Below are 13,838 nucleotides of genomic sequence, written 5' to 3' on the forward strand. Positions count from 1 at the left end.
TCCCGGTGACAATAGGATACTGGCTAATAATTGGCAGGAAAAATTCCTGTCTATATTCTAGAGTGAATATACGGCGGACAAAACGTCGCCGCGGCCGGTGGGGGCTAGATGTAGTTTTCCAGCTGGTCGCGCTCGTCAGCCGAAATCCTGGCATTTTTCAGGCGGTTTTCGATCATGGCGCGGCTGATCCCGCATTGTTCGATCAGGCTGACTTTTTCGCCGGGGGACAGGCTGTCCATGAAAAACATGTTGCTGGGCGGCAGCAGGCCGCTGTCGGCGACAACCTTGACCTCGCTGGCCAGTTCGCGAAAACGGCTGATGGGCTCGGCCAGCCGGCTCTCGGCAAAGGCTGTATCGGCCAGGCCGGCTGTGTAGATGGTGTGGACCTCCATGCGGTAGCAGATCGTCAGCTGTGGGTCGTCGCTGTCGGCGATACGCGCCTGGATATTGTCGAGCCGCGGCTTCAGCAATTGCCGCAGGGCAGCAAAGATATCCTCATCCTCGAGGTGCTCGGCGTAGATGTCGATGACGTTGTCGATCGACAGCTGTCGGTAGGTGTCGGTACGAAACAACTCGTTATTGCGGTACATCAGCAACTTGTATGATTTGAAGCCGAGTACCGAGTGGATGTCGGACAGATCGCGGATGTGCCGGTTGAAACCGAGCGCACAGATTAACTGGGTATGATTAAGGCCGAGCTGTTCGGCAACCCTGTTGATGCGAATGATGAAATCATCCCTGGGATCGGACTTGATCCTGTAGAACAGGCGGACCAGATCGGTGTCCGTCGCCGTCAGCAGCTCGGTGAAGCCGACCGTCTGCGTCATTCGCCACCTTCCTGGTGTCTGTTCAGCCGCAGGTACTCGCGCAATACGCGGCTCTCCTGGCCGGGAATCGAGCTGTCCTCGAGGCGCATCTCGACCAGTTCATCGGGAATATCGCCCTGGCTGAGCAGGCGGCGCTTTTCTTCCGGCAGGATGGTGTCCATGAAAAATACCTCGCCAACCGGAATGAGCTTGTATTCCGTGATCATACTGACCTCGTTTGCCAGGGCGCGGAAGCCATTGTCCATTTGCTGCAGGCGCTCCTTGGCAAAATCGATGGACGCAATGCCGTCGGAGTAGATGGCACGAATCTCGGCCTTGTATTTCTCTATGGTCAGCGAGTTGATGGTCGATTCGATGTTTTCCTCGATGGACTGCAGCCGCCGGCGCAACAGGTACTGCATGCTGTGCAGAATCTCGGCATCGTGCTTGACGACCTCGTAGATGGCGAGAATATTGTCCAGCGTCAGGCGCCGGTATATGTCTTTGGCGAAGTACTCGTTGCGCCGTTCCTCGATGTCGGCGAAGCGGCGGAAACCGAGGATGTCGACGATTTCGCTGAGTTCGCGGCACTCCCGGTTGAAACCGAGACCGCACATGAGCTGACCGTTGCTGAGATCCAGGCTTTTGGCAATGGCGGCGGGTGTCTGGTGCTGCTGTTGTGGCTGCGAACGGAAAACGTAGAAGATCCTGAGCAGATCTTCTGCAGGTGCCCGCAACACATCGTTAAAACTCGCCACGCGACAGTCCCCTAGTTTGATACGCTGAAACGGTATTTAGCAGACCATAGTCCATCGCTATTGTACACAACACGATGACGGCGCCGTGCCTGTTCGGTATCGCACCTTAAAAGCTCACGCCGCTCAGGGCATCAAATCCTGTAATACGCCGAAATTCCGGACCCAGGGCTGGCCGCGTTGTACGGATGTTGGCAGTTCGGTGATTGCAGCCTGGGCAGACTCGTAATTACTGTAGGTGCCGTAGATGGCATTGTAGCGGCGCTGCCCGTCCACTTTGACTTCAATGTAACCGCCACGGTCCGTTAAGGCATGGTCCTGCAGATATTGCTTGGTTGACTGTTCGTCGGTGAGGCTGATCAGCTGGATAGTAAATTCCCCGGCCGACTGCTCGCGCAGCCAGTCGTCGCGGCGGAACTGGCCGCTGGTCCCGGCCATGTCGGTTGCTTCGCGAATGTCGTCAGCAGCGGTAGCGGTATCTTCCGGTTCGCTACCGGCGGCACCGCTGGCATCACCGTCCAGGACCGCGAGCCTCTCGACGGCCTTGTCGATATCATTGGCCGCTGCCTGTTTATACCAGTAACGCGCGCGGTCCATTTCCTTGTCGACGCCGTAACCGTTTTCAAAGAACACGCCGAGGTTGTACTGCGCCTGGGCAATGTCGTTATCTGCGGCCGCCTCAAACAGCTTGAAGGCGCGCTCGTAGTCCTGCTCGACACCCTGGCTGAAGGCATACATGACGGCCAGGCTGTACTGGGCGTTGGCATGGTCCTGTGCGGCGGCCTGTTCGAACAGATCGCGGGCCCGTTCACGATCCTGGGCCACGCCCAGGCCGCGGTAGTACATCAGGCCGAGATTGAACTGGGAATCGGCGAGACCGGCATTAGCGGCCATCTGCCACCAGAGCCTGGCCTGATCGTAGTCGCGTTCGATGCCCTTGCCCTGGAAGTACTTGACGCCGAGGTCATGCTGGACCACCGGCAGACCCTGGCGCGCCGCCCGCGTATACCAGTCGATGGCGGTCTGCGGGTCGGCTTCGACGCCATGGCCGTAGTCGTACATCAGGCCCAGAAGAACCTGGGCATCGCTGTCACCCTCGGTGGCCAGCGGCTCCAGGATATTCAGTGCCTTGTCGTATTCCTTGGCCAGGTAAGCCTGCTTGGCCTCGTTGTAGCCCTGGGCGAGCGCCGGGCTCGCGGTCAATAATGCCAGCCACAGCGCCAGGACAATGGCGGTGGCGCCACGCAACAGAGTTATCCGGGCGTTCACGGTGTACGTGAGACCGGCGGGTCGGAACGGCATCGATGCGCTGTCCGGTCAGGCCATGGTCTTGGCAAGATCGAAGATGTTTTCGGCGTCGAACACCTGGTCGTGTGCCTCGAACAGCTTGTCGATACAGGCGCGGTGCAGTGCCAGCTTCAGCGTACCGAAGCCGATTGCGCCCCACATGATGCGGCCATCGTAGTCCTTGCCCTTATCCATCATGCCGGTACCGCCGATGCCGAGCGGCGGGGTGGCGTTGGCGTCGGCCATCAGTTCGATGGTCTTGTTGTTGGCCCAGTCGTCCTCGCCAAGCAGCTCGACGCCAGCCGCACCCGTGGCGAACACGACCTGGGCGTCGGCAATGGCCTTGGCGCGGGCGGCATTGTCCTTGGCCTCGATCGGCGTAACGTTCACCTCGAAGCGTTCGGCTATAGCCTTGCAGGCCTGATCGGCGCGCTGCTGATCGCGCGAGGTCAGCGACACGTCGGCGCCCTCACGCGCCAGCAATGCCGCGGCGCGCATGCCGACGGGACCGGTGCCGGCCAGCACCACGGTCTTCTTGCCCTTGACCGCACCGCTGGACATCAGCTTGGCGACGCCGGCGGCGGCGGTGGTATTGCTGCCGTTGCTGTCCAGCATGACCGACACGCGGAAGTCGGCGAAGAACATCTTCTGTACGGCCTTGAACAGTTCCTGGCCGGCCGCCATGTCGCTGCCGCCGACAAAGATCGCGGTGAAGCGCTTTTCCTTCGGCGCACGGGTGAAGATCGTGCCCTCGACCAGCGGAGCGACGTTGTCCGGCGTTACATTGCCATGGCCGATGACGTGATCGGCGCCACCGTCGTAGGCGACGACGCTGTCGAAAACGGCCGGGTGCATGTCGGTGTCGAGCTGGAACAGTAACTTTTTCATGGATGTCCTCGATTTATCGGGTTTTTTTAATCGTTTGTCAGCGGCTGTGCGGCGCCGGCCGGCCGGGCCGGTCGGCTGAATGGCGCATAAGTTAACGCATGCGCACCGATCCGACAACTTGGGCGGGGCCGCGACGAGGGGCCGAAATGCTGTATAATCAATCGCTTTTCTGCAAATCTGCGGCTGTTTTGCGCCGGCTTGAGTCGCCGGTGGCTGTCGCTATAACCAACACTACCCGAACCGCGCGGAGGAAAGCATGATTAAGGACCAACCGATCCAGCAGTTTCTCGATGAACTGGCCAGCAAGGCCTCGACCCCGGGTGGCGGTAGCGCCGCGGCGATCATGGGTGCCATGGGCGCGGCGCTGGGCAGCATGGTCGGCAACTTCACGGTCGGCAAGAAAGGCTACGAGGACGTCGACGCCGAGGTGCGCGAGATACTGGATCAGTGCGAGGCGTTGCGCGATAAGCTGACCGGCATGATCAAGGCCGACATCGACGTCTTCAACCAGGTCATGGGCGCCTACGGCATGCCCAAGGACACCGATGAGCAAAAGGCCGAGCGCAGCAAGGCCATCCAGGCGGCACTGAAAGAAGCCACCGACGTACCCCTGGACTGTGCCAAGGCCGCCGCCGAAGTCATCAAGCTGTCCAAGCCGTTGGCCGAGAAGGGCAACAAGAACGTCATCAGCGACGCCGGCGTCGCCGTTCTGGCTGCCGAGGCCGCATTACGCAGTGCCGCGCTGAACGTCTACATCAACGTCGGCGGCATCAAGGACGAGGACTTCAAGCAGTCGCGCGAGCAGGAACTCGAGCAGACCCTGTCAGGCACGCGCGAACTGACCGACGAGGTTTATGAAATCGTCAAATCTAGATTGTGATTGGTGAGTAGTAATTGGTGAATTTGATAGGGATACCATTCACTGTTCGCCAGTCACCATTAACCATCCAGTCGCATGGAAAAATCGATTGCGCGGACGTGCTTTGTCAGTCCGCCGATTGAGATGTAATCGACGCCGGTGGCGGCGATCGTCGCCACCGTCTCTTCATCAACGCTGCCCGAGGCTTCCAGTTCTACCCGGCCGGCATTCTGTGCCACCGCCGCGCGCAATCCCTGCTCGTTAAAGTTGTCCAGCAGTACCCGCGTCACGCCGGCGCGTGTCGCTTCTTCCAGTTGTTTCAGGCTTTCCACCTCGACCTCGATCGGCACCTGTTGCTGGCGTGCCGCTGTCACCGCGGCGCTGATGCTGCCGGCGGCGGCGATGTGGTTTTCCTTGATCAGGATCGCGTCGAACAGGCCGATGCGGTGGTTGGCGCCGCCGCCGCAGCGTACCGCGTATTTCTGTGCCAGCCGCAATCCCGGCAGGGTCTTGCGGGTATCCAGGATCGTGGCAGTGCTGCCGGCGACCGCGTCGACATAGTTTCGGGTCACGGTGGCCGTGCCGGACAGCAGCTGGAGAAAATTCAGTGCCGAGCGCTCGCCGGTGAGTAGCACGCGGGCCGGTCCCTGAAGTTCACACACGCAGCTGTCCAGCGCCATGCGATCGCCGTCGCCAAGATGCCAGTCGATGCGCACGTCCGGGTCGAGTTGACGGAAGACCTCGCTGAACCACGGCTGGCCGGCGAGCACGGCCGCCTCGCGGCAGATGACCCGGGCATGGCCGGGTTTGTCGGCGGGAATCAGCGCGGCGGTGCGATCACCGCTACCGACATCCTCGGCCAGCGCCGCGGCGACGTCACGTTGTACGACCGCGGGGTCGGGCCATTGCACGGTCATAGTTCACCTTGTGCCAGGCGTTCGCGCACCGCGCGGAAGACCAGCGGACTCAGCGCCGCCAGGGCGACCAGGTTCGGTATCGCCATCAGGCCGTTCATGATCTCGGCGATGATCCAGACCAGCCCGATCTGGCCGAGCGAGCCGACCAGCAGTAGCGCCAGCCAGGCGTAGCGGTACGGCTGGATGGCGCGCACACCGAACAGGTACTCGGCGCAGCGCTCGCCGTAATAGCTCCAGGCGAGAATGGTCGTAAAGGCGAAGATCATCAGGCTGAAGGTGACGATCCAGCCGCCGGGGCCGGGCAGGCCGGTCTCGAAGGCCAGCGCGGTCAGCGGTGCGCCATTCTCGCCACTGGTCCACTGGCCGCTGAGGACGATGGCCAGTGCGGTCATGGTGCAGACCAGCAGGGTGTCGATGAAAGTGCCGAGCATGGCCAGCAGGCCCTGCTTGAACGGATCGCGGGTGCGCGCGGCGGCGTGGGCAATCGGCGTGCTGCCCATGCCGGCCTCGTTGGAAAACGCGCCACGGGCGATGCCGTAACGGATCGTTGCCCACACGGCGGCGCCGGCGAAGCCGCCGGTCGCGGCGGTGCCGGTGAACGCATCCGTGAAGATCAGTGCCAGCGCGTCCGGAACGGCCTCGAAATTCAGGCCGATGAGTACCAGTGCGCCGAGGATGTAGCCGGCCGCCATGACCGGAACCAGTTTGCCGGCCACCTCGGCGATACGCTTGATGCCGCCGAGAATCACTGCGGCAGTCAGGATGACCAGTACCACGCCGGTCACCCAGGTCGGTATGCTGAACGTGGAATGCATGACGTCGGCGACCGAGTGCGCCTGCACCATGTTACCGATGCCGAAGGCGGCGAAGGTGCCGAGAAAGGCAAACGTGCCGGCCAGCCACAGCCAGCGCTGGCCGAGGCCGTTCTTGATGTAATACATGGGCCCGCCAACATAGTTGCCGAGCGCATCCTGCTCGCGGTAGCGCACCGCGAGATACCCTTCGCAGAAGCTGGTGGCCATGCCGACTAGAGCCGTCATCCACATCCAGAACACGGCCCCCGGACCGCCGAGGTAGATGGCGGTGGCGACGCCGGCGATGTTGCCGGTGCCGATGGCGCCGGACAATGCCGTCATCAGCGCCTGAAAGGGTGAAATGTCGCCCTCGTCACCGGCACGCGATTCACGCCCCTGCCACAGGTAACGACAGGCCGCGATGAGCTTGCGCCATGGCATCGCCCGCAGGCCCAGGGTCAGGTAAAGGCCGATGCCGAGCAGCATCAACAGCATCGGCACGCCCCAGATGAAGTTGCTGAACTGGCCGAGCAGCGTCTCGAGGGTTTCCATGGGAATCATCCGCTTATCCTGGGTTCATTGTTTTTATTGATATCGAATAATCGCATTACAGCATAACCGCGGCCATTACGTTGAATGCCGGTCATGCCGGTCGGGATCAGGCCGGGGGACTGTCCCAGGCCAGGCGCACACCGGCAAACAGGTGGCGCTTGTCGGCCTCGTAGTAGTTGCGAAAACTGGGACGCTTGATGACCCGCCGGGTGTAACGGCTGCCGCCCCGCAAAACGAAGTGTGCATTGTCAAAGTAGGGCAGCGAGTAGCCGTCATAGGGATACGCCTGGAAGCCGGGGTAGGGATAGAAGGCGTTCGCACACCATTCCCATACCTGGCCGCGACCTTGCAGCAGGCCACTGCGCGTCGCGGCTTCCCACTCGTGCTCGTGTGGCAGGCGGGCACCGGCCCAGGCGGCCACCGCCGCGGCCTCGTGGTAATTGATGCCGACGACCGGCGCGCCCGGGCGCAGGCGCTCTGCCCCGGCCGGGCTGACCTGGAAATAATGGCCCGGGTCGTCACAACGCCAGTAGCCGGGTCGTGCGACCGCGGCAGTCTGCAGCCAGTGCCAGCCGGCGTCGGACCAGAGTTCACGCCGTTCATAGCCGCCATCCTCCATGAAACCGAAAAACTCGGCGTTCGACAGCGGCCGGTGTGCCAGCCGGCAGCCGGCAAGCGTGATCGTATGGCGTGAATGCTCGTTGTCGTACGGGCGGCCGGGCGCAGTCTGGCCAACGGCGTAGTCACCGCCCGCGAGCGTGACCGCGTCGCGGGCGTTGGGCCGGCGTACGGGCAACGGCCGCACCGGTACAGCACTGGCCTGTTGCAGCTGGCGCTGGGCGCGCGCATAGCACAGCGTCTCGTAGTGCTGGGCGTAGTGCTGAATGAGGAAATCGTGCAGGTAGCCGCCCCTGAGCAGCGGATGCCGGCGCGGGTTGTGCTGCAACTGCTGCAGGCGCCGGCTATTCTCGCGTTGCTCGCGGCCGGCCCAGTCGATCAGGTCGTGAAAATCGGGCAGTTGCTGGCCACGCGCCGGCTTGTAGGAGAACTCCGGCACGTACAGGTCACGGTTGGCGGCGGCCAGCGGCTGTGCCTCAATGACCTCGCGGATCCAGTAGTTTTCGGTGAATACGCAGTGGCCCAGGTGCCAGCCGCTGGGGCTCAGGTCGGGATGAAACTGGTGGCTGTAGTGGTCGGTGCCTTCATCGGTTACGAGATCCAGCACCAGCCGCTGGTAGCGTGCCAGCCGTTCCAGACTGCTCATGCGCTGGCGGCAAGCGGCTGTCCGGGACTGAAGCGGTGTACCCGGCCGGCCGTCAGCGTCTGCCAGTAGCGCGGTTCGGTCAGGCGCTCCGAGGCAATCAGCCAGCCGCCGGCATAGTCCGGGTCGCTGTCGCTGACGTACATGGTCGGCGGTGCGCAGCCGATGCCGTGGCGCACCGCGTAGAGGCTGTCGCCGTCGCTCATGACGATGCCGAGCAGCGCCTGGCGGCCGGCGAGCAGATCCTCGAGTTCGTCCAGCGCGGTACTCAGGGCACGGCCCAGGTCGGGCGTGTGGCGCAGGTGCTGGCGTACCAGCGCAAACAGGTACTCGGAGTCTGTGGTGCCCTGCAGGCTGGCGCTCAGGTCGGCCTGCAGGTGCTCGTGGAAGCGCGTCCGCAGGCCGCTGTTGAAGTCCTGCAGGAAACCGTTGTGCAGGTACATCAGCGGGCCGGCGCGGAATGGCTGGGTGTTGGCCAGGTTGACCGACTGGCCGGGGGTGGCGCTGCGCACGTTGGCCAGCCACAGCCGCGCTGACAGGCTGTCGGCCAGATCCGGCAGGTTGCCGTCGGACCAGATCGGCAGCGTGTGCGTGTAGATGCGCGGCCGCTGCTCGTCGTCGTACCAGCCGAAGCCGTAACCGTCGGCGTTCAGCACAGCACTGACCATCTCCGCCGGCGCGTAGGCCTGTTTATACAGGCTGTGCGGCGGTGCCAGCAGCAGCTGGCGCAGTGACAGCGGGGGGCCGGCGTAGGCCGCCAGTCGACACATAATCCCTTCAATCCAGTGTGGTAACCGGTGCTAAACCGGTGGGGGTGGCTTTCAACTACCCAAAGCTTAGCCTAGCATGGACGCATGAGCGGCCAAACCCCGGCACCCGTAACTGATACAACGCCTGAACTGGACGGTGCAACCGGCTGGTTCGCGGGCGTGCGCCAGCTGCCGTCACCGAACTGCGACGCGCGTCCGCCGGAGGCAAGCATCGACCTGCTGGTCATTCACGGCATCAGCCTGCCGCCGGGCGAATTCGGCGGCGACGGCATCGACCGGCTGTTTACCAATACGCTGGACCCGTCAGCGCACCCTTATTACCGCGAAATCGCCGGGCTGCGGGTGTCATCGCATCTGCTTGTCGATCGCAGTGGCGCGGTCACCCAGTACGTGTCGGTGAACGATCGCGCCTGGCATGCCGGCGCGTCCTGTTTTCTGGGTCGGGAACGCTGCAATGACTTTGCCGTCGGCATCGAGCTCGAGGGCACCGATGATGTGGCCTACACGGCGGCGCAGTACCGCGCGCTGGCACAGCTGACGCGGGCGTTACAGCGCCATTATCCGGCGCTTGCGGGCAGTCACATCGTCGGCCACAGTGATATCGCGCCGGGCCGCAAGACCGATCCGGGCCCGGCTTTTGACTGGACATACTACCGGCAACTCATTGAATAACGGAGCATTCGCATGACCCTGATCGCCATCTTGCTGGTACTTGCCATTGAGCGTTTTGTTGGTGCCGTCGACCACCTGCGGCACTTCGGCTGGTTCCGGACCTACTCGCGCTGGTGTGAAAATCGCCTGTCGACCCGTTCGCTCTGGCAGGGGCCGTTCGGTGTCATTGTCATCCTATTGCCGCCGTTGCTGCTGCTCGCTGTCATCATCCAGGCGTTGCATAGCGTTACGCCGGTGCTCGACTTCCTGCTCGCATGCGCTGTGCTGCTCTACTGCCTCGGTCCGGCGGACCTAGGCCACCAGGTCAGCCGCTACACCGAGGCGCTGGAAGCCGGCGATCGCAATGCCGCGGCCGAGGCCCATGCCGCTTTCATCAATCACCACTGGCACCCTTACGGCCCGCTCGGCGGCACGCTGGCCAGTCTGCTGGAGCAGGCCAACGTGCGATTGTTCGCGGTGCTGTTCTGGTTCGCCGTACTCGGTCCCGTGGGTGCGCTGCTGTATCGCCTGACCGCCGAGCTGTATCGCCACTACCATGAAGTGCATGGCGGTTTCGCCAACAGCATTCGCGATCTGTATAACCTGCTCAACTGGCCGACCACGCGGCTGTCGGCACTGGGTTTTGCCCTGGCCGGCAACCTGGTCGATGCAATCGAGGGCTGGCGCCGGGCTGAGGCGCGCAGCCTGGCGGTCAACGAAGACGTGTTGATCGAGTCGGGCCTGAACGCGCTGCAGTTTCCGCAGGTTTACGACACCGACGCTGACGACACCGGCAGCGAGAACGTTGCTGCTGGTAGTACGACGGCAGGCGAGCCGCACAGCGAGGACATCATCAGCTGGATCGAGATGGCGCGCGGACTTGAAAACCGTACGCTGATCGTCTGGCTCAGCGTGCTGGCGGTCATGACGATCGCCGGCGTCGTCAGCTGATGGGCCTGGTTGATTGGTGACTGGTGATTCGTGATTGGTAGGTCCGACTCCCGTGGGAGCGCATCAATCCACAGCGCGCAGTACACCTTGTTCCTTCCCCCTAGACGGGGGAAGGTTAGGATGGGGGGTGGATGCTAACTTATTAATTGGTAGGAGCGGCGACCCCGCCGCGAAGACAAGATTCAGATACTGTAACTGGCCTCCTGTTCGGCCCGGGGTCGGGCCTCCTACAGGCCGCTTCAGTCCAGCAGTTCCCGCACCCGCACCAGCCGTTCGCCCTGGTCGTCGCTGACCAGCACGCTGTCCTGCTCGTACCAGTCGCCGATAACGATGCGGCGTGCCGGCTGACCGTCGAGATCGAAGTCATGCACCGCCGGCCGATGTGTATGGCCGTGTATCAATAATGAAACGCCGTGCTCGCGCAGCGTCGCTTCAACCGTGCTTTGCTCGACGTCCGTAATCGTATTTGCCTTCTGGCGCGTGGTGCGCCGCGTCAGGTTGCGAAAGCCATGCGCGATGCCGACGCGCAGAAACCGCGGTATGGCGAGAAAGCCCTTCTGGAACGCCGGATGGTGCACCAGCCGGCGGTAGCGCTGGTAACCGGTGTCCTGCGTGCAAAGCAGGTCGCCGTGCATGATCAGCACCCGGCGATCGTTCAGTTCAATCACGCTCGGGTCCGGTAACAGGGTGGCGCCGGTTTCGCGGCAGAAACGCTCGCCCATGAGAAAGTCGCGGTTACCGCGCATGACGAACAGCCGCCCCCCGGCATCGGTGAACCGGCGCATGATTGCGATGAGCCAGGGGTGCGGCGCTGTCGCGTCGTCGTCGCCGGCCCAGACTTCGATCAGATCGCCGAGAATATACAGCGCCTGCGCCTCCAGCGCCGGCCCGCTCATGAAACGGCGGAACAGATCCAGCTGGTCCGGGCGTTCGTCGCTGAGGTGCAGATCGGAGACGAACAGTGTGCGCATGATCGGCGGCTAGCTGTCCAGGATCTCCGCCTGGCGGATTTCTATCGGTTCGACCGGCACGTCGGCATGGCCGCCCTTACGGGTCGTTTTGGTCGACTCGATGTCGCGCACCACGTCCATGCCTGCGCTGACCTCGCCAAATACGCAGTAACCCCAGCCATCGGCGGTCTCGGCCTTGAAATCGAGAAACAGGTTGTCGTTGGTATTGATGAAGAACTGCGCACTGGCGGAGTGTGGATCCGATGTCCGTGCCATGCTGACCTGGCCGGTCAGGTTATTGAGGCCGTTGTTCGCCTCGTTGCGGATCGGGCCGCCGCCGGGCCGGCTGCGCATGTCGGCATCCATGCCGCCGGTCTGGATCATGAAACCCTTGATGACGCGGTGAAAAATGGTGCCGTCGTAGTGGCCCGAACGGACATGGTCGAGAAAGTTTGCGACCGTCTGCGGCGCCTGTTCGTCGTGCAGGTTGATAACGATGTCGCCGCGGCTGGTGGTCAGCTTGACTTGCATGGCAGTCTGCCTGAAAAGGAATGAGTCGCGATTATTGCACAGGGGGCCTGTCGACAGCCACGGACGCCGGCCGGCTTTTGAGTCGATCCCGCAATTCGGCTAACATGCGCGCCTTGGCCGCAGCCGAATCCCGTACTCCCAAGAAGAACCCGATGCTCCAGATCTACAACAGCCTGACCCGCAAGAAGTCCGCCTTCGAACCCCTGACGCCCGGACAGGTCAACATGTACGTCTGTGGCATGACCGTGTATGACTACTGCCACCTCGGCCATGCCCGCGTCATGCTGGTGTTCGACATGGTCGCGCGCTACCTGCGCTACAGTGGTTATGACGTCAACTACGTGCGCAACATCACCGATATCGACGACAAGATCATCACGCGTGCGCGCGAAAACGGCGAGACCATCGGTGAGCTGACCGCGCGCTTTGTCGCGGCAATGCACGAGGATGCCGATGCACTCGGCGTCGAGCGTCCGGATCAGGAACCGGCCGCTACCGCGCACATCGATGACATTACCAAAATGATCGAGCAGCTTATCGCGCGCGGCCATGCCTATGTCGCCGATAATGGCGACGTCTATTACGACATCACCAGTTTCGAGGACTACGGCCGGCTGTCGGGCAAGCATCTTGATGAACTGCGCGCCGGCGCCCGTGTCGAGGTGCAGGAATCGAAACAGGATCCGCTGGATTTCGTGCTCTGGAAGGCGGCCAAGCCGGACGAGCCGAGCTGGGCGTCACCCTGGGGACCGGGCCGGCCCGGCTGGCATATCGAGTGTTCGGCCATGTCGACCCATTGCCTCGGGGATTATTTCGATATTCATGGTGGCGGCATGGACCTGCAGTTTCCGCACCATGAAAACGAGATCGCGCAGTCGGTCGGCGCCACCGGCCAGCCGTTCGTCAAGACCTGGATGCACAACGGTTTTGTCCGTGTTGACGACGAGAAGATGTCGAAATCGCTGGGCAACTTTTTCACTGTGCGCGACGTGCTGAAACAGTACCGGCCGGAGATCGTGCGTTTCTTCATTCTGGCCAGTCACTATCGCAGCCCACTGAACTACTCTGGCGAAAATCTCGAACACGCGAAGGCCTCGTTGACGCGACTGTACACGGCGCTGCGTCACGCCGACGCCAGCGGCGGCGAGATCCTGGATGACGAGGTCGAGCGTTTCCGTGCCGCCATGGATGACGATTTCAACACCCCTGACGCGCTGGCGGTGTTTTTCGACCTGGCCGGGCGTATCAACCGGGCAAGCGGTCAGGAACAGGCCGACCTGGCGGCTACCCTGAAGCATCTCGGTGCTGTGCTGGGGCTGTGCCAGAGCGAGCCGGAGGCGTTTCTCCAGGGTACGCCGCAGCGCGCCGACGATGCGCTCGACAGCGCCGCCATCGAGGCGCTGATCCAGCAACGCAGCGAGGCACGCCAGCGCAAGGATTTTGCCGAGTCCGATCGCATCCGCGACGAATTGGCGGCCCAAGGCATTCAGCTGGAGGACACCGCCAGCGGCACAACCTGGCGCCGGGGCTAGTCGCGTATGGCTAAGTTGTTCTAAAGCCATTAAAATTGACGCTTACGCGGCCGGCGCGTATTATCCCGCCCTCCCGCGCAATCGGCTGTTCGAGTAGAATATCGGTTGTGGTGACTGGAAGATGATTCGAAAATGAATCAAAGATTTACGGGGCATAGCGCAGGCTGGTAGCGCACCTGCTTTGGGAGCAGGGGGTCGGGGGTTCAAATCCCTCTGCCCCGACCAGAAGTGAAGTAATTAAAGGCTGATAAGCCAGTAAGTTGAGTTTACGATATGCGCCTGTAGCTCATCCGGATAGAGCATCGGCCTTTAAGCGAGTGACTGGTATGTCAGT

14 protein-coding genes and 1 tRNA gene are annotated in these 13,838 nt (G+C 62.4%); 5 read left to right on the forward strand and 10 right to left on the reverse strand.

Translation table 11 applies throughout. The features are described from left to right. Nucleotides 1-104: 104 nt before the first annotated feature. The 4 genes from J2T55_RS04815 to J2T55_RS04830 all read right to left on the reverse strand — a co-directional run bounded on the left by J2T55_RS04815 (nt 105) and on the right by J2T55_RS04830 (nt 3,736). Complete coding sequence (locus J2T55_RS04815) at nt 105-827, reverse strand: hypothetical protein (RefSeq protein WP_259054572.1); 723 nt, start codon at nt 825-827, stop codon at nt 105-107. Then, nucleotides 824-1,564: a hypothetical protein gene (locus tag J2T55_RS04820; RefSeq protein ID WP_259054574.1), complete on the reverse strand. Its 741-nt coding sequence runs from the start codon at nt 1,562-1,564 to the stop codon at nt 824-826. The genes J2T55_RS04815 and J2T55_RS04820 overlap by 4 nt, the downstream gene beginning before the upstream one ends. Nucleotides 1,565-1,687: 123 nt before the next feature. Beyond that, a complete protein-coding gene (locus J2T55_RS04825) occupies nt 1,688-2,863 on the reverse strand; it encodes an SPOR domain-containing protein (protein ID WP_259054575.1) in 1,176 nt (391 codons plus the stop codon). A 15-nt stretch (nt 2,864-2,878) separates the two neighbouring features. After that, nucleotides 2,879-3,736 (reverse strand): NADP-dependent methylenetetrahydromethanopterin/methylenetetrahydrofolate dehydrogenase, encoded by an 858-nt coding sequence (locus tag J2T55_RS04830; protein ID WP_259054576.1) that lies wholly within the window; start codon nt 3,734-3,736, stop codon nt 2,879-2,881. A 256-nt stretch (nt 3,737-3,992) separates the two neighbouring features. Here J2T55_RS04830 and fchA point away from each other — a divergent pair, with 256 nt between their 5' ends. After that, on the forward strand, nt 3,993-4,616 hold the full coding sequence (gene fchA, locus J2T55_RS04835; RefSeq protein ID WP_259054577.1) for a methenyltetrahydrofolate cyclohydrolase: 624 nt from the start codon (nt 3,993-3,995) through the stop codon (nt 4,614-4,616). 59 nt (nt 4,617-4,675) lie between these two features. Here the strand turns inward: fchA and nadC are convergent, their stop codons facing one another. From nadC to J2T55_RS04855, 4 genes are all read right to left on the reverse strand, one after another. After that, nucleotides 4,676-5,506, reverse strand: a complete 831-nt coding sequence (gene nadC / locus J2T55_RS04840; RefSeq protein ID WP_259054578.1) for a carboxylating nicotinate-nucleotide diphosphorylase — start codon at nt 5,504-5,506, stop codon at nt 4,676-4,678. A gap of 2 nt (nt 5,507-5,508) precedes the next feature. Continuing rightward, nucleotides 5,509-6,858: an alanine/glycine:cation symporter family protein gene (locus tag J2T55_RS04845; RefSeq protein WP_259054579.1), complete on the reverse strand. Its 1,350-nt coding sequence runs from the start codon at nt 6,856-6,858 to the stop codon at nt 5,509-5,511. A 106-nt stretch (nt 6,859-6,964) separates the two neighbouring features. Continuing rightward, a complete protein-coding gene (locus tag J2T55_RS04850; RefSeq protein ID WP_259054580.1) occupies nt 6,965-8,122 on the reverse strand; it encodes an SUMF1/EgtB/PvdO family nonheme iron enzyme in 1,158 nt (385 codons plus the stop codon). Continuing rightward, nucleotides 8,119-8,889: a class II glutamine amidotransferase gene (locus J2T55_RS04855; RefSeq protein WP_259054581.1), complete on the reverse strand. Its 771-nt coding sequence runs from the start codon at nt 8,887-8,889 to the stop codon at nt 8,119-8,121. Before J2T55_RS04855 ends, J2T55_RS04850 begins: the two co-directional genes overlap by 4 nt. Nucleotides 8,890-8,973: 84 nt before the next feature. Here J2T55_RS04855 and ampD point away from each other — a divergent pair, with 84 nt between their 5' ends. Both ampD and ampE read left to right on the forward strand, forming a co-directional pair. After that, complete coding sequence (ampD, locus tag J2T55_RS04860; protein WP_259054582.1) at nt 8,974-9,561, forward strand: 1,6-anhydro-N-acetylmuramyl-L-alanine amidase AmpD; 588 nt, start codon at nt 8,974-8,976, stop codon at nt 9,559-9,561. A 12-nt stretch (nt 9,562-9,573) separates the two neighbouring features. After that, nucleotides 9,574-10,491 (forward strand): regulatory signaling modulator protein AmpE, encoded by a 918-nt coding sequence (gene ampE / locus J2T55_RS04865; RefSeq protein WP_259054583.1) that lies wholly within the window; start codon nt 9,574-9,576, stop codon nt 10,489-10,491. A gap of 239 nt (nt 10,492-10,730) precedes the next feature. On the opposite strand, the gene J2T55_RS04870 is transcribed toward ampE, so the two are convergent. Continuing rightward, nucleotides 10,731-11,462: a UDP-2,3-diacylglucosamine diphosphatase gene (locus J2T55_RS04870; protein ID WP_259054584.1), complete on the reverse strand. Its 732-nt coding sequence runs from the start codon at nt 11,460-11,462 to the stop codon at nt 10,731-10,733. 9 nt (nt 11,463-11,471) lie between these two features. Further along, the gene (locus J2T55_RS04875; protein ID WP_259054585.1) at nt 11,472-11,972 is read right to left on the reverse strand and encodes a peptidylprolyl isomerase; all 501 of its coding nucleotides are present in this window, start codon (nt 11,970-11,972) and stop codon (nt 11,472-11,474) included. Nucleotides 11,973-12,124: 152 nt separating this feature from the next. Here J2T55_RS04875 and cysS point away from each other — a divergent pair, with 152 nt between their 5' ends. Further along, nucleotides 12,125-13,504, forward strand: coding sequence for a cysteine--tRNA ligase (cysS, locus tag J2T55_RS04880; RefSeq protein WP_259054586.1), 1,380 nt, complete (start codon nt 12,125-12,127; stop codon nt 13,502-13,504). Between the two features lie 148 nt (nt 13,505-13,652). Then, nucleotides 13,653-13,729: transfer RNA gene (locus tag J2T55_RS04885), tRNA-Pro, on the forward strand. Nucleotides 13,730-13,838: the final 109 nt, after the last annotated feature.

Source organism: Methylohalomonas lacus (assembly GCF_024808875.1).
In the GTDB taxonomy this organism is placed as follows: domain Bacteria; phylum Pseudomonadota; class Gammaproteobacteria; order Methylohalomonadales; family Methylohalomonadaceae; genus Methylohalomonas; species Methylohalomonas lacus.

Excerpts from the sequence above, each read along its gene's own strand:
- J2T55_RS04815 (WP_259054572.1), bottom strand. The coding sequence starts at position 827 with ATGACGCAGACGGTCGGCTTCACCGAGCTGCTGACGGCGACGGACACC.
- J2T55_RS04850 (WP_259054580.1), bottom strand. The coding sequence starts at position 8,122 with ATGAGCAGTCTGGAACGGCTGGCACGCTACCAGCGGCTGGTGCTGGAT.
- J2T55_RS04825 (WP_259054575.1), bottom strand. The coding sequence starts at position 2,863 with ATGCCGTTCCGACCCGCCGGTCTCACGTACACCGTGAACGCCCGGATA.
- fchA (WP_259054577.1), top strand. The coding sequence starts at position 3,993 with ATGATTAAGGACCAACCGATCCAGCAGTTTCTCGATGAACTGGCCAGC.
- J2T55_RS04845 (WP_259054579.1), bottom strand. The coding sequence starts at position 6,858 with ATGGAAACCCTCGAGACGCTGCTCGGCCAGTTCAGCAACTTCATCTGG.
- ampE (WP_259054583.1), top strand. The coding sequence starts at position 9,574 with ATGACCCTGATCGCCATCTTGCTGGTACTTGCCATTGAGCGTTTTGTT.
- J2T55_RS04870 (WP_259054584.1), bottom strand. The coding sequence starts at position 11,462 with ATGCGCACACTGTTCGTCTCCGATCTGCACCTCAGCGACGAACGCCCG.
- ampD (WP_259054582.1), top strand. The coding sequence starts at position 8,974 with ATGAGCGGCCAAACCCCGGCACCCGTAACTGATACAACGCCTGAACTG.
- J2T55_RS04830 (WP_259054576.1), bottom strand. The coding sequence starts at position 3,736 with ATGAAAAAGTTACTGTTCCAGCTCGACACCGACATGCACCCGGCCGTT.
- J2T55_RS04875 (WP_259054585.1), bottom strand. The coding sequence starts at position 11,972 with ATGCAAGTCAAGCTGACCACCAGCCGCGGCGACATCGTTATCAACCTG.
- J2T55_RS04855 (WP_259054581.1), bottom strand. The coding sequence starts at position 8,889 with ATGTGTCGACTGGCGGCCTACGCCGGCCCCCCGCTGTCACTGCGCCAG.
- cysS (WP_259054586.1), top strand. The coding sequence starts at position 12,125 with ATGCTCCAGATCTACAACAGCCTGACCCGCAAGAAGTCCGCCTTCGAA.